Source organism: Microbacterium sp. IO18, assembly GCF_049099505.1.
Lineage (GTDB): Bacteria > Actinomycetota > Actinomycetes > Actinomycetales > Microbacteriaceae > Microbacterium > Microbacterium aurugineum.
In genome coordinates, this window is the sequence record NZ_JBMJAF010000001.1 from 769,228 (window position 1) to 783,567 (window position 14,340).

Genomic DNA, 14,340 nt, shown 5'->3' on the forward strand with positions numbered 1-14,340 from the left:
CGGAGATGCGAGCGTGCCCGTATGCCACACCGCTGGTCAAAGACCGTTCATCTGGGAGACCGCCGCGCGGACCTCCGCATGCGGAAGCGCGTGACTCACGTGCCCATCCCGACCCGTCATGTCCTGTGCCGCCACCAGTGCGTTCCACACGGCCTCATCGACCGCCTGAACCGCCGCGGTGAGGAACGGATCGATCCGCCCCCACGGGATCATCCGCAGCGTCTCGTACTCGGCGTCCGCCCTGTCGGGGAACACGGAAGTCAATGCGCCTTCGTTCGCTGTGGAGAACGCGAGCACGATGTCCCCCGAGAAGTGGCTCCCCGCTGTACCGCTACGTCCCAGGCCGAGCACACCACGGCGAGCCAAGGCGGCGCACTGGCCGGGAAGCAGCGGCGCATCGGTGGCGATGACGACGATCGCCGACCCCGCCCCTCCTGGAGCACGCCGATTCCTCTCCCGCGAGAGCCAGTCCCCCTCCTCCATCGGATTCGGCGTCGACGAGCGCGGGCCGAGAGCGATCCCGCCGAGGCGGAGCTCCTCCCGGGAGCCGAAGTTCGCTTGGATGAGGACGCCGACGGTGTACTCATCGCCGCCGTACGCCACGACCCTGGACGCCGTACCCGTGCCGCCTTTGAATCCGTAGCAGTTCATTCCGGTACCGCCGCCGACGTTCCCTTCCTCCGGAGCATCGGGCGATGCCGCCTCCAGCGCTGCTCGGGCATCGGCCGGGCTGACGTGGCCACCGTTGATGTCATTGAGGTAGCCGTCCCACGTCTCCCCGACCACGGGGAGCATCCACTGTGCGGCGACGTGCGGGGCGTTCTCGGCGACCCAGGCGGCGATGCCGGCATGCACGGCTCCGACCGCGTGCGAACTCGTGATCCCGATCGGCATCGTGAGTGAACCGGACTCCTCGATCCACGATCGCCCGGTGAGTTCACCGTTGCCGTTGAAGGAATGCACCGCGGCAGCGCATGGCACACCGACCCCCGATCGCCCTCGAGGCAGGATCGCCGTGACGCCTGTACGGACGGCTCCGCGGCCTTCGCCTGCGATCAGCGTCCGGTAGCCGACGGCCACCCCCGGGACGTCCGTGATGGCCCCCGCGAGCCCCGACCGCCCCTCGAAGGGGACGCCCAGGTCACGCGCCCTGGTGGGACCGGTCGACGATTCCGATTGCGACGATGCACTCATCCGCTCCTCCGATTCAAAATGAACGTATGTTCAGAGATTAGATCACATTCCTTGAATTTGCTTGACTTAACTGAAGGCTACCTCTTTACTCAATGTTCAGGTCAAGCCTCGACCGCGACGTGCCCGCCACTCAACCGCGAAGATTCCGGAGCCACAGATGTCTCAGTCGAATCCCTCTTCCGTCCCCACGACGACGACAACGCTCGCACAACGCCGGCTCGGCGTCTGGGCCATCGTCTTCTTCGTCGTCTCAGCGGCCGCCCCCCTCACCGTCGTCGCGAGCGCGGCAGCCACCGACTTCCGTCTGGCGGGGATCGGCGGCCCCGGTGCGATGCTCGCCAGCGGCGTCGTGCTGATGCTCTTCGCCGTCGGGTTCACCGCGATGTCCCGGTACGTGCGGAACACCGGGGCGTTCTACGTCTACGGAGCGCGGGGACTCGGAAAGCCGATCGGCATCGGGATCGTGTTCGTCACGATCTTCTCGTACACGGCCCTCTGCATCTGCTTCTACGGATTCGTCGGCTTCTTCGGCGAGATGACCTTCGCCGCCCTCTTCGGCATCGACCTCCCCTGGACGGTCTACGCCGTGCTGGCCCTGGTCATCGTCGGCATCCTCGGCTACCGCAAGATCGATGTCGGCGCGAAGGTTCTCGGAGTACTCCTCACCGCAGAGGTCGCCATCCTCCTCGTCCTCGCCGTCGCCGTCCTGGCCCAGGGAGGGCCGGAGCCGGTGTCCTTCGCCTCCTTCGCGCCGGAGAACGTCTTCTTCGCTGCCGGCAGCGGCGCGCTCTTCGTCTTCGGGTTCGGTGCCTATCTCGGCTTCGAGAGCACGGCGATCTACACCGAGGAGGCGAAGGATCCCGCACGCACGGTCCCGATGGCGACCTATATCTCGATCGCATTCCTCGGAGTGTTCTACGCCTTCACCTTCTGGGTGCTCACCGTGGCGTTCGGCGTGGAGGGTGTCCTGAAACTCGCGACGCAGGACGACTTCCAAGACATGGTGTTCCACGCCGGTGACGCCTACCTCGGCGAATGGGCTTCCGTGACGATGCGCGTCCTCATCGTGACCAGCTTCTTCGCGTGTCTCCTCGCCTTCCACAACGCGAGCTCGCGCTACCTCTTCTCCCTCGGCCGCGAGCGTCTGCTGCCGTCCTGGCTCGCGCAGACCCAGCCTTCGACGCAGGCGCCGCACCATGCCAGCCTCGTGATCTCGATCGTCTCGCTCGTCGCCATCGCCGCGACGATCGTCAGTGGCGCGGACCCTTTTCTCGGCTTCGCGCTGCCCGTGTACTCGATCGGCGTCGCCGGCCTCGTGTTCGCTCAGGCGGTCGCCGCGATCGCCGTCGTCGGCTTCTTCCTCCGTGGGCGCCGCGGACACAGCGTCTGGCGGGTGCTGGTGGCCCCGGCTCTCGGTGCGCTCGGTCTGCTCGTCGGGTTCACGCTCATCGCGATGAACTTCGATCTCGTGACCGGACTCACCGGGCCGATCAATCTCGTACTCCTCGCCCCCACGCCCATCCTGTTCCTGGCCGGAGCGATCGTGGGGCTCGTCCTGAGGAAGCGACGCCCTCAGCACTATGCTGAACTCACCACGCTCGTTCCCGACGACGAGTAGCGCCAGGCACGAGGAGGACACGTGGCCGAGCAGCGCAAGCATGCCGCCCGACGTGCGGAACTGATCTCCGCGACCAGACGTGTCGCGGGTCGCAGCGGCATCCGGGGCACGAATGTCCGGGCGGTGGCCGCCGAGGCATCGGTGAGCACCGGGAGCGTCCTGTACTACTTCCCGAGCTTCGACGAACTCATGTACGCGACCGTCGAGGGTGTGCTCGAGGAAATGTACGAGAAGCGTCGCACCATCGCCGAGCGCGAGACGGACCCTGCGAGACGGCTGGTGTCCCTGATCGTCGCCGGCGTTCCAGACGAGATCAGCGACCATCTGCGGATGGCCTATGAGAGCATCCCGCTCCTGCGCGAACAGCCCGAGTACCGCCCGCTGCACCGCTCGATCGTGACGCGTCAGGTGGATCTCTACCGCTCGACGATCGAGATCGGGGCCGCGCTCGGCGTGTTCCGACCGACCGCAGACCTCACCGTCATCTCACAGAACATCGTCGCTCTCGAGGACGCCTACGACCTCTACCCACTGATCGGGTTGGAATCGGGCGCGGAGACCTACCGCGAGAACATCCTCTCCTACGCGCGCACAGCACTCGACTGCGCTCTGGAGCGCTGAGGCCGAGCCTGCGGGCGCCGCTTTCGCCCGACTCCCCCGCAATCCGACGCCGACGCCGACGCCGACGCCGGGGCCGTGGTGACTCAGCGGCGAGCGAGACGCTCGACGACCTCGTCGACCGAGATGGCGTCGCGGGCACCGGTCGCACGGTCCCACAGCTCGACCTGTCCCTCGGCCGCGCCGCGTCCGACGATCACGATCTTCGGCACGCCGACGAGCTCGGCATCGCCGAACTTCACTCCCGGTGACACCTTGGGGCGGTCGTCGTAGAGCACGTCGAACCCGGCGGTCTCGAGCTGAGCGGAGAGGCCCTCAGCGACGTCGAACGCGACCTGGTCGCGACCGGCTGCGACGACCTGCACGTCGAACGGTGCGATCGAGGCCGGCCAGATGAGACCCTTGTCGTCGTTGTTGAGCTCGGCGATGATCGCCAGGATGCGGGTCACACCGATTCCGTAGGAGCCCATCGTGACGGTGACGAGCTTGCCGTTCTCGTTCAGCACCTTCAGGCCCAGCGCCTCGGCGTACTTGCGGCCGAGCTGGAACACATGACCGATCTCCATGCCGCGCGCGAGCTCGACGGGGCCGGATCCGTCGGGAGCCGGGTCTCCGGCACGCACGTTCGCGATCTCGACGATGCCGTCGGCGGCGAAGTCTCGTCCGGCCACGACGGAGTGGGCGTGCTTCTGGTCGATGTTCGCCCCGGTGATCCAGGTCGTCCCCTCGCTCACACGCGGGTCGACGAGGTAGCGGATGCCGGTGGCGGACTCCTCGCCCAACACAGCGCCGGTGGGTGACCACGGGCCGATGTAGCCCCGCACGAGGAGCGGGTTCTTCTCGAAGTCCTCGGCCGTGGCGGTCTCGACCTCAGCGGGAGCGAACGCCACCTCCGCACGCTTCTCGTCGACGTCGCGGTCGCCGGGGATGCCCACGACGACCAGCTCACGGGTCCCGTCGAGATGGGTGAGAGCCAGAACCACGTTCTTGAGGGTGTCCGCCGCCGTGTAGTCGCCGTCGAGTTCGCGGTTGCTGTGCGCCACCAGCGTCTCGATGGTCGGGGTGTCGGGTGAGTCGAAGATGACCGGCTCTGCGTCCGGGTCGAATTCGATCGCTTCGGGCACCGCGGTCGTGAACGCCTCGACGTTGGCGGCGTATCCGCCCGCGCTGCGCACGAACGTGTCCTCTCCGACCGGCGTCGGGTGCAGGAACTCCTCACTTCGGGAGCCCCCCATCGCGCCGGCATCCGCCTGAACGATGGCGTACTCGAGACCGAGGCGCTGGAAGATCCGCTCGTAAGCATCGCGCTGCGCCTGGTAGCTGACGTCCAGGCCCTCGTCGGAGGAATCGAACGAGTAGGCGTCCTTCATCGTGAACTCGCGGCCACGGAGCAGGCCGGCCCGCGGACGCGCCTCGTCACGGTACTTGTCCTGGATCTGGTAGATCGTGAGCGGGAGGTCCTTGTACGACGAGTACAGGTCCTTCACGAGCAGCGTGAACGCCTCCTCGTGGGTCGGCGCGAGGAGATAGTCGCCCCCCTTGCGATCCTGGAGTCGGAAGAGCAGGTCGCCGTACTCCTCCCAGCGACCGGTCGCCTCATACGCCTCACGCGGCATCAGTGCGGGGAAATGGACTTCCTGCGCACCGGCCGCGGCCATCTCCTCGCGCACCACGGACTCGATCTTCGCCTTGACGCGCAGACCGAGTGGCAGCCACGCGAAGATCCCGGCGGCCTGCGGCCGGATGTACCCGGCCCGGATCAGCAGCCGGTGGCTGGCGACCTCTGCGCCTGCAGGGTCTTCGCGGAGCGTGCGGAGGAAGAAATTCGAAAGACGAGTGACCACGGAGCAAGTCTAGTGAGCCGTGGTCACTCGTCTCGCGTCAGTTGAGCGCGGGGAGGTTCGAGGGGACGACCCCACCGGCGTACAGGTCGGCCGCGAGTTCCTGCAGGGCGGTGAGAGCGACCCGCTGCGGAAGAGGACCGTAGGAGATGCGAGCGACGCCGAGCTTCTCGTACTCCGAGGCGGCGAGCGCTCCCGGGAGACCGATGACGCTGACCTTGCGCTCACCGATGCCCTCGACGAGCTGACGGGTGACGTTCATGTCGAGGATGCCGGGGACGAAGACCGCCGTCGCACCGGCGTCGAGGTAGGCACGACCGCGCTGGATGGCATCGGCGACGCTCTCCTTCACGGAACGCCCACCGGCACGGACGAAGGCGTCGGTGCGCGCATTGAGGGCGAAGGGCACTCCTTCGCCCTCTGCCGCCTTGACGATCGCCTCGACGGCGGCGACGGACTCGTCGAGCGGCTTGAGCCGATCCTCGACGTTGGCACCGACGACACCGGCAGCGATGGCGAGACGCGCGGTCTCCCCCGCGTCCCCGTAGCCGTCATCGAGGTCGGCGGTGACGGGAACCTGCACAGCGGCGGCGATCCGCCCGACCATGTCGATCATCACCTCTCGCGGCGTGGCTCCGTCCTCGTAGCCGAACGAGGCGGCGATGCCGTGCCCCGCGGTGGCGAGCGCCTTCGTCTCCGGGAGCGCGGCGACGGCCTTCGCGGAGACGACGTCCCACACATTCACGACGCGGAGGATCTCCGGTGCGTCATAGAGTCCGACAAGAGTCTGGGCCTTGGCTGTAGTGGTCATATAACCACGGTAACGCGACCCGCGGACGGTCGGGCCGGCTCCAGCGGATCCGGCATCGATGAGGGAGCCCGCATAGTGTGGAGCCATGCCGCAGCGCCGATCGCATGTGTCCTCCTCCGCCACTCGGAGCGAGCTCGCGGCCGCCCTGGCCGCGCTCCGGGAGTCTTCGGAGGTGCCGCTCGAATTCCCGCCCGAGGCGCTCGCCGAAGCAGAGACCAGCACCGCGACCGCCCCGGAGGTCGACCTCCGGGACGTGCCGTTCGCGACGCTGGATCCGGCGGGTTCCCGCGACCTCGACCAGGCGTTCCACCTGGCTCGTGCGGGCACCGGCTACACGGTGCGCTATGCGATCGCCGACGTTCCGGGATTCGTCGTGCCGGGCGGAGCGGTGGACGCCGAGGCTCGACGCCGCGGACAGACGCTGTACGCGGCGGACGGGTCGATCCCGCTGCATCCTCGAGCACTGAGCGAGGATCGCGCCTCGCTGCTCGCGAACGTCGACCGCCCTGCGCTGGTCTGGACGTTCGACCTCGACGAGGCGGCCTCGGTGCAGGACTTCCGCCTCGAACGCGCACTCATCCGCTCTCGCGCCCAACTCGAGTACGTGACCACGCAGCAGGCGTTGGACCGTGGCGACGACGGACCCGCGGCTCTCCTGCCGGAGATCGGAGCGCGGCGCCTCGAACAGGAACGGTCACGAGGCGGGGCGAGTCTCAACCTCCCCGATGAGGAGGTCGTCCAGGGTGCGGACGGCGCGTATTCGATCGAACGCCGCAGCCCTCTCCCCGTCGAGGAGTGGAACGCTCAACTGTCCCTCATGGCGGGGATGGCGGCGGCGTCACTCATGCTCGACGCCGGGATCGGTGTCCTCCGCACCATGCCGGAACCCGACGACGCGGCCTTCACCACGTTCCGTCACCAGACGGTGGCCCTCGGGCGACCGTGGACGTCAGGAACCTACGGGGAGTACCTGCGCCGGCTGGATCGCGCCGACCCCGTCACCCTCCCGGTGCTCGAAGCCGCAGCATCGCTGTTTCGCGGCGCAGGGTATGTCATCTTCGACGGAGCGCCCCCGGAGGACGCGGTGCAGGCCGCGATCGGCGCTCCCTACGCGCACGCGACCGCTCCCCTGCGCCGACTGGTCGACCGCTGGAGCCTCGTCATCTGCCTTGCGGCATCGAGTGGCGCTCCGGTACCGGAGTGGGCCCGCGCGTCGCTTCCCGAGCTCCCCGCTCTCATGCAGGAGTCCGGTCAGCGCGCGTCGCGGCTGAACTCGACGACGATCAACACCGTCGAAGCCGCGCTGCTCGTTCCGTTGATCGGCACGACGATCGAGGCGACGGTCATCGAGTTGCGCGGTGAGCGCGCGAGCGTGCAGATCGCCGACCCCGCGGTGACGGCGACAGCGCCCGTTCCCGCCGACGTGAAGCCGGGAGACATCGTGCGCCTGCAGGTCGTCCGCGCGGACATCGCCGCGGCCGAGGTCGAGTTCGCCGTCTGAACGAGCCTTGAAGTGTGTCATCACACTGGTACATAATGTATCAGTGTGATGACACACTGACGGAGGCGACGATGATCCTGTTCCTGCTTCTCATCTGGGGGCCCAGCGTGCTCGGCGCAGTGATCGCGCTCGCCCTCCGGCTCACTCTCCTGCGCGGAGCCCCACGGCTCCCGACCAGAGATGCGGTGATCACGGCGGTCGCGGGTGGAGTGCCGGTGATCGTGTTCCTCGCTCCCCTCGCCGGAGATCTCGGCTTCGGCCCCCAGCTCTGGTGGGACCTCGGGAGCCGGACGGCGCTTCCGCTGATACTGGGTATCGTCAGCGTGATCCTGCTCTGCCTCCCCTCGCGGTCGACGCAGATGGACGCCTCGGCACAGCTCGTCCCGCGTACGGTCCGGACGTTCCTCCGCCCGAGGCAGCCCATCCTCCTCGGGGTCCTCGCAACCGTAGCCGTCGCGCTCGCTCTTGCCGCCGGAGCCGCATCGGAGACGGATGAGCGGGGAGAGTACACACGATTCTCGATCACCCTGGGGTCCTCGGGCACTTCGGCCTCCACCGGCATCTACGGCTGGCACTACTCGCTGCCGTCGCTGGCGCTGCTCGGCGTGCTCCTCCTCGCCACCGTGATCGGCTGGCTCCTGATCCCGCGTCCTGCCTGGAGCTACGACATCGACCGCGACACCGCGATCCGGCGACTACGTGCCGCCAACATCGCCCGGATCTCGTGCGGGGCCGTACTGCTCCATCTCGCCGTGGTGTTCAGCTCGCTCCGAGGCACCGCATCGATGATGCTGTCGGCACAGGCGGGCCCTCTCGGCATGGTGTCCCTCGGCACCCCGTTCGCCGCGATGGAGCCCGCACTGTTCGTGGCGTGGGCCCTCTCCACGACGGCAGGGATCGCACTCTGGCTGCTCACCGCCCTCAGCGGTGTGCCGATGGGCGCTCGGACACCGAGTCGGGTGCGCACGTCATGATCATCACGATCCGCCGTGATACCGGACAGTCGCCTGCAGAACAGGTCCACGATCAGATCCGAGGGTTGATCACGACCGGCCGGCTCCTCGCCGGCGACCGCCTTCCGTCCGTGCGTCAACTCGCCTCGGACCTGTCGATCGCCCCCGGAACCGTGGCCAAGGCGTATCGCCTGCTCGAGGAAGACGGGCTCGCGACCTCGCGCATCGGCTCCGGCACGCGGGTGAGCGATACGGCCAGCCCCGTCGCGGGCGGCATCGCCGATGCCGCCCACGCGCTGGCCGCCATCGCCCGGGCGGAGGGCCTCACGCTCGCAGACACACAGCGGGTCCTCCGCGCGATCTGGTGACCGCTCGCCGAGGCGAGGCCGCCGGGCACGAACGACATCGGGGATACTCTGCGCACTGGAGCAGACTCCTGGCCGCGGGGCCGACACTCACCGCTGAAGAGTCCGCCTTCCGTCGCTACGTGATCACCGACCTCCTCGATGACCTCCACGACGCGGAGGATCCCCTGGAACAACGGGTCGTGGCGAACCTGCTGTTCGAACGCATCGCAGAATTGATGCTCCTGTCCGAGGGTCACTGGGTCGCGACGGGGAAATGGCTTCCCCGTCGACTGCGTTCCCTGAGCCCCGAGCGGGCCGACTCCTGGGCGACCCGCTGCTCGCCGGAGACATCGTGCTCTTCGCCGCACAGGTCGAGACCGAACTGCGGCGAGCGGGTGGCCGCGTTCAGGCGGGATTCGTCCGCTGAGCTCAGACCGCCGGGGTCGCGGTCGTGGTCATCACCAGGAGCTGCGGGTCGCTCAGATCGAGCTCGACCACAATCGCGGAGAACTCCGTGAGACTGTCGACATGGGTGCCGCCGCAGAGGATCGCCGCGTGGCCCTCCGGCAGGTCGCAGTGCCACCGTCGGCGGTCGACGATCGTGGGCCCCTCCGTCCGGATGAAGCTGGCTGCGCCCGACGCCACCCACGCGGCGAGCCGGCTGTTGATCTGCTCCTCACGATCGGCGAGTGTCGCGGCGAAGGTCTCGGTGTCGAATCCAGCTCTGCGCAAGCTCTTGCCGAGACGGTACTCGTCGACGGCGCCGTTCTCGTGGATACGGCTGGACTGGTTCGCGCGGCCTTCGAAGTCGGGATTCCCGAGCGCATCCGTTCCCGGGTCCTTCCGCCACAGGTCGGAGACGGCGAGGTCGAGCGCGAGGGAGGCCAGGTGGCAGGCCGTGTGACCACGACTGAGTCCGGCTCTGCGCGTCTCGTCGACGGAAAGGCGGACGCGGGTGCCCTCCGCCAGCCCGTCGGGCACCTCGGCATCGATGCGGTGCCCGACCAGCCACGTCCACCCCTCCGCGCCACGCTTGACGGGGATGTCGCTGCCCACGGCGAAGGCGCCCTCGGCGGAGGCAGCGGCCATCACGGCCTCCGCGACCGGGAGAACCCGCCCGCCCGACGTGATCGTTCCGCTGTCGCCCGGCTGATCCGGCCAGGTGTGGTCGACGGGGTGGAAAGGAGTCGCGTCGACCACGACCACCGTTCCGTGCGAGCCCTGCTCGATGCGGGTGACGACGCCGTCACCGTCTACAGCGCCTTCGGCGAAGGTCACGATGGTGGGCGTCGACATGGATCTCCTCGGATTCGACGGTGATGCCGGAGTGCGGTCGGCGGCCTGTGGCGGCGGGGTCAGTGCGACGGCGGGATGGTGAAGCTGGCCAGCTTGTCACCCTCGATCACGAAGATCCCGATCGCATCGACCATCGCCTGAACGGATGCGGGAAGAGCGGCTTCGGACATGTTCGTGCTCCTCGGGACTCAGGCGGTGACGACCTGCGCGGTGCCGAGGGGCGCTTCCGGGCCCATCTCGGCGGCGATCCGGGTGGCCTCTTCGATCAGGGTCGCGACGATCTCCGCCTCCGGCACGGTCTTGATGACCTCGCCCTTGACGAAGATCTGCCCCTTGCCGTTGCCCGATGCCACGCCGAGGTCGGCTTCGCGGGCCTCGCCCGGACCGTTGACGACACAGCCCATGACGGCGACGCGCAACGGCACCGTCATGTCCTTGAGCCCCTCGGTGACGTTCTCGGCGAGTGTGTAGACGTCGACCTGAGCGCGTCCGCACGACGGGCACGAGACGATCTCGAGCTTGCGTTCACGGAGGTTGAGCGACTGCAGGATCTGGTGCCCGACCTTCACCTCTTCCGCCGGCGGCGCCGAGAGGGAGACGCGAATGGTGTCGCCGATCCCCTCGCCGAGCAGGATGCCGAATGCCGTGGCGCTCTTGATCGTGCCCTGGAACGCCGGCCCCGCCTCGGTCACCCCGAGGTGCAAGGGCCAGTCGCCGCGCTCGGCGAGCTGACGGTAGGCCTTGACCATGACGATGGGATCGTTGTGCTTGACGGAGATCTTGAAGTCGTGGAAGTCGTGCTCCTCGAACAGCGACGCCTCCCAGACGGCACTCTCGACCAGAGCCTCGGCCGTCGCCTTGCCGTACTTGGTGAGGATGCGACGGTCCAACGATCCGGCATTGACGCCGATGCGCAGCGAGACGCCGGCGGCCTTGGCTGCCTCGGCGATCTTGCCGACGTTGCCGTCGAACTCCCGGATGTTGCCGGGATTGACACGGACGGCCCCGCACCCCGCATCGATGGCCGTGTAGATGTAGCGCGGCTGGAAGTGGATGTCGGCGATCACGGGGATCTGGCTCTTCATCGCGATGATCTTGAGCGCGTCGGCATCGTCCTGATGCGGCACGGCGACGCGCACGATCTCGCAACCGGACGCCGTGAGCTCGGCGATCTGCTGAAGGGTCCCGTTGATGTCGGTGGTCTTCGTGGTCGTCATTGACTGCACACTGACGGGAGCGTCGCCGCCCACGAGCACCTTGCCCACTTTGATCTGCCGAGACTTCCGGCGCGGGGCGAGGACTTCGGGGATCTTCGGCATTCCGAGGTTCACTGCTGGCACCCCACCAGCCTACGCCGCCCGGATGCGAGAGGGCTGGACGGACGCACCTACGCTGGTCGCATGGCGGTCATCCTCCTCACCGGTTTCGAGCCCTTCGACGGCGCCGCCCGCAACCCCTCGGCGGACGCCGTCCGCGCGGTGGCGGCAGACTACGACGGCCCGCACGATCTCGTCATCGCGACGCTGCCCGTCGCCTTCGACGCCTCGGCGCTCCGCCTTCGCGACCTGATCGCGACGCACTCCCCCGATGCCGTGATCGCCACCGGGCTCGCCGGAGGCAGCCAGCGGATCGCCGTCGAGCGCATCGGCGTGAACCTGATCGACGCACGGATCCCCGACAACGACGGCGCGCAGCCGTTCGATGCTCCCAGCGAGATCGGCGGCCCCGCCGCTCGCTTCGCCAGCCTCCCGACCAAGCGTCTGTTCCAGGTGCTGATCGAGGAGGGGCTGCCTGCGCATCTCTCGCTGTCGGCGGGGACCTACGTCTGCAATCACGTGCTCTACACAGCCCTCGGCTCTGTTCGGGCGGACGCGCGAGCCGGATTCGTGCATCTGCCCTGGTCCACCAGCACCGCACCGGCCGGCGCAGCGCACCTCGCCGACAAGGATCTCGCACGCGCCGTGCGCCTCGTCGTCGATCACGCCCTCGATGCCGAGGTGACCCAGCCCGGCGGCAGTCTCTGGTGAGGCCCTGCCGCTCAGACGGGCACGGGCGATGTGGTAGTTTCAGGCCCATGCTCGCGAACTTCACCTGGTGGCCCGCCTTCTAGGCGGTGTGTTCGCGTTCCCACGAATCCAGACCGCCTCCGGGGCGGTCTTTTCGTTGCGCCGAGCCGGAGCACTGCACAGGAGACATCGATGACCCTCTCACGACTCGCCGAGCTCAGCGCCGACCCGATGGCATCCTTCGTGCTGATCGCCCGCGACGGTGCCGACACCGTCGAGCTGCTCAGCGGCGACGTGGTCGATGTCGACCTGCTCGCCGACATCCCGCTCACGCTCGAAGGCACCCCGCGGGAGGTCTTCGCCCTGGTCCCCTACCGCCAGGTGCGCGAGCGTGGTTTCGTCGCACAGGACGACGGCGCACCGCTGCGGTGCGTGATCGTCGACGAGCACCTCCACCTTCCGACTCCCGCTCTCCTCGAGCAGCTCCCGAACACCCCGGTGCCTCTCCGCGACGACGGCTTCGACATCGCGGACGACGAGTATGCGGCCATCGTGGAGAAGGTCATCGCAGACGAGATCGGGCGCGGCGAAGGCGCGAACTTCGTGATCCGCCGCGACTTCACCGCGAACATCGATGTCGACGACCGCACCGCGGCGCTCACCTGGTTCCGCGCCCTGCTCACGCATGAGCGCGGCGCGTACTGGACGTTCGCCGTCTTCACGCCGGGGCACATCGCCGTCGGCGCGAGCCCGGAAGCACACGTCGTCGCGCGTGAGGGCGTCGTCACGATGAACCCGATCTCCGGAACCTTCCGCCACCCCGCAGGGGGCGCAACCAAGGAGACGCTGATCGATTTCCTCGCCTCCACCAAGGAGACCGAGGAGCTGTTCATGGTCGTGGACGAGGAGCTCAAGATGATGAGCGCGGTCTGCTCCGACGGCGGGCGCATCACCGGCCCGCACCTCAAGGAGATGTCGCGGCTCACGCACACCGAGTACATGCTTCGCGGACGCAGCGCCCTCGACCCGCGCGACATCCTGCGGGAGACGATGTTCGCGCCGACCGTCACCGGCTCACCCATGCAGAACGCCTGCGCTGTGATCCGCCGTCATGAGCGCCAGCCGCGAGGCTACTACTCCGGCGTGGCCGCACTGTTCACCCCGAACGCGGACGGTGGACATGACCTGGATGCCCCCATCCTCATCCGCACCGTGTACCTCCAGGACGGCACGCTGCGCGTTCCCGTCGGTGCGACGCTGGTCCGCCACTCCGATCCTCTGGGCGAGGTGTCGGAGACGCACGGCAAGGCGGCCGGCGTGCTCGGCGCGATCGGTGCGATCGATCGCGATCGTGTGGCGGAGGCCCGGAGCGATGCCGATGCGCCGGGTGGGGAACGCGCCCTCGCCGACGACCCGGCGATCGCCGCACTGCTGTCTTCGCGCAACGCACGCCTGGCTGAATTCTGGCTCAACCCGCAGGGCGAGGACTTCACCGGACCGTTCGCGGGGCACACGGCTGTCGTCGTGGACGCCGAGGATCGTTTCACGACGATGCTCGCCCACCAATTGCGACACCTCGGTCTCGCCGTGACGATCGCACCGTGGGACGAGGTGACGGACGCCGACATCGACGCCGCGGACCTCGTCGTCGCCGGCCCCGGCCCCGGCGACCCGCGGGACGCCACGAGCGCTCGCATCTCGCGGATGCGCGAGATCGTGGGACGCCGCCTCGAGGCCGAAGCTCCGCTGCTCGCGGTCTGCCTCAGCCATCAGATCCTCGCCGACCGGCTGGGTATCGCGCTGACGCCGCTCGCTGCGCCGCACCAAGGCCTGCAGAAGGCGGTCCCGGTGTTCGGAGAGGACGCATCGATCGGCTTCTACAACACGTTCACGGCGCGAGTGGCACCGGGGACGACGACCGTCGCATCGGCCGAGGTGTCCGCAGACGACGCGTCGGGCGACGTCTACGCCCTGCGCGGCGCGCACTTCGCCTCGGTGCAGGGACATCTCGAATCGATCCTGTCGCGCGACGGCATCCACACCCTCGAACGCCTCGTCTCCCACGCCCTCAGCTGAGCGGACGCCCAGCCGGATTCCGATGCGGTCGCCGCTCGAACCGGCTGCGACTCAGCACCGCCGTCGACGATCACCTCGG

General features: G+C 68.3%; 13 protein-coding genes. 8 read left to right on the forward strand and 5 right to left on the reverse strand.

Going from position 1 to position 14,340, the window contains the following annotated elements; genetic code table 11:
- Nucleotides 1–36: 36 nt before the first annotated feature.
- Nucleotides 37–1,194, reverse strand: coding sequence for a P1 family peptidase (locus ACLF6J_RS03800; protein ID WP_134353554.1), 1,158 nt, complete (start codon nt 1,192–1,194; stop codon nt 37–39).
- A 157-nt stretch (nt 1,195–1,351) separates the two neighbouring features.
- Here ACLF6J_RS03800 and ACLF6J_RS03805 point away from each other — a divergent pair, with 157 nt between their 5' ends.
- Nucleotides 1,352–2,812 (forward strand): APC family permease, encoded by a 1,461-nt coding sequence (locus ACLF6J_RS03805; protein WP_134353553.1) that lies wholly within the window; start codon nt 1,352–1,354, stop codon nt 2,810–2,812.
- Nucleotides 2,813–2,833: 21 nt separating this feature from the next.
- Complete coding sequence (locus ACLF6J_RS03810; RefSeq protein WP_047522589.1) at nt 2,834–3,433, forward strand: TetR/AcrR family transcriptional regulator; 600 nt, start codon at nt 2,834–2,836, stop codon at nt 3,431–3,433.
- 83 nt (nt 3,434–3,516) lie between these two features.
- Here the strand turns inward: ACLF6J_RS03810 and ACLF6J_RS03815 are convergent, their stop codons facing one another.
- Together ACLF6J_RS03815 and ACLF6J_RS03820 are read right to left on the reverse strand one after the other, a co-directional pair.
- Entirely contained in the window at nt 3,517–5,274 is a 1,758-nt protein-coding gene (locus tag ACLF6J_RS03815) for a proline--tRNA ligase (RefSeq protein WP_134353552.1), read from the reverse strand.
- 37 nt (nt 5,275–5,311) lie between these two features.
- Nucleotides 5,312–6,082, reverse strand: a complete 771-nt coding sequence (locus tag ACLF6J_RS03820; protein WP_134353551.1) for an isocitrate lyase/PEP mutase family protein — start codon at nt 6,080–6,082, stop codon at nt 5,312–5,314.
- A gap of 85 nt (nt 6,083–6,167) precedes the next feature.
- On the opposite strand from ACLF6J_RS03820, the gene ACLF6J_RS03825 reads away from it, so the two are divergent.
- The 4 genes from ACLF6J_RS03825 (at nt 6,168) to ACLF6J_RS03840 (ending at nt 9,310) form a co-directional block, all read left to right on the forward strand.
- Complete coding sequence (locus tag ACLF6J_RS03825) at nt 6,168–7,583, forward strand: RNB domain-containing ribonuclease (RefSeq protein ID WP_134353550.1); 1,416 nt, start codon at nt 6,168–6,170, stop codon at nt 7,581–7,583.
- Nucleotides 7,584–7,654: 71 nt separating this feature from the next.
- On the forward strand, nt 7,655–8,557 hold the full coding sequence (locus ACLF6J_RS03830; RefSeq protein WP_134353549.1) for a hypothetical protein: 903 nt from the start codon (nt 7,655–7,657) through the stop codon (nt 8,555–8,557).
- Nucleotides 8,554–8,904, forward strand: coding sequence for a GntR family transcriptional regulator (locus tag ACLF6J_RS03835; RefSeq protein WP_134353548.1), 351 nt, complete (start codon nt 8,554–8,556; stop codon nt 8,902–8,904). The genes ACLF6J_RS03830 and ACLF6J_RS03835 overlap by 4 nt, the downstream gene beginning before the upstream one ends.
- A 253-nt stretch (nt 8,905–9,157) precedes the next feature.
- Nucleotides 9,158–9,310, forward strand: coding sequence for a hypothetical protein (locus ACLF6J_RS03840; protein WP_166804720.1), 153 nt, complete (start codon nt 9,158–9,160; stop codon nt 9,308–9,310).
- A gap of 2 nt (nt 9,311–9,312) precedes the next feature.
- Here the strand turns inward: ACLF6J_RS03840 and ACLF6J_RS03845 are convergent, their stop codons facing one another.
- The gene (locus ACLF6J_RS03845; protein WP_134353547.1) at nt 9,313–10,179 is read right to left on the reverse strand and encodes a hypothetical protein; all 867 of its coding nucleotides are present in this window, start codon (nt 10,177–10,179) and stop codon (nt 9,313–9,315) included.
- 188 nt (nt 10,180–10,367) lie between these two features.
- Nucleotides 10,368–11,498, reverse strand: coding sequence for a flavodoxin-dependent (E)-4-hydroxy-3-methylbut-2-enyl-diphosphate synthase (ispG, locus tag ACLF6J_RS03850; protein ID WP_047522577.1), 1,131 nt, complete (start codon nt 11,496–11,498; stop codon nt 10,368–10,370).
- Nucleotides 11,499–11,579: 81 nt separating this feature from the next.
- On the opposite strand from ispG, the gene ACLF6J_RS03855 reads away from it, so the two are divergent.
- Both ACLF6J_RS03855 and ACLF6J_RS03860 read left to right on the forward strand, forming a co-directional pair.
- On the forward strand, nt 11,580–12,206 hold the full coding sequence (locus ACLF6J_RS03855; protein WP_134353546.1) for a pyroglutamyl-peptidase I: 627 nt from the start codon (nt 11,580–11,582) through the stop codon (nt 12,204–12,206).
- Nucleotides 12,207–12,377: 171 nt separating this feature from the next.
- Entirely contained in the window at nt 12,378–14,261 is a 1,884-nt protein-coding gene (locus ACLF6J_RS03860; RefSeq protein WP_134353545.1) for a chorismate-binding protein, read from the forward strand.
- Nucleotides 14,262–14,340: the final 79 nt, after the last annotated feature.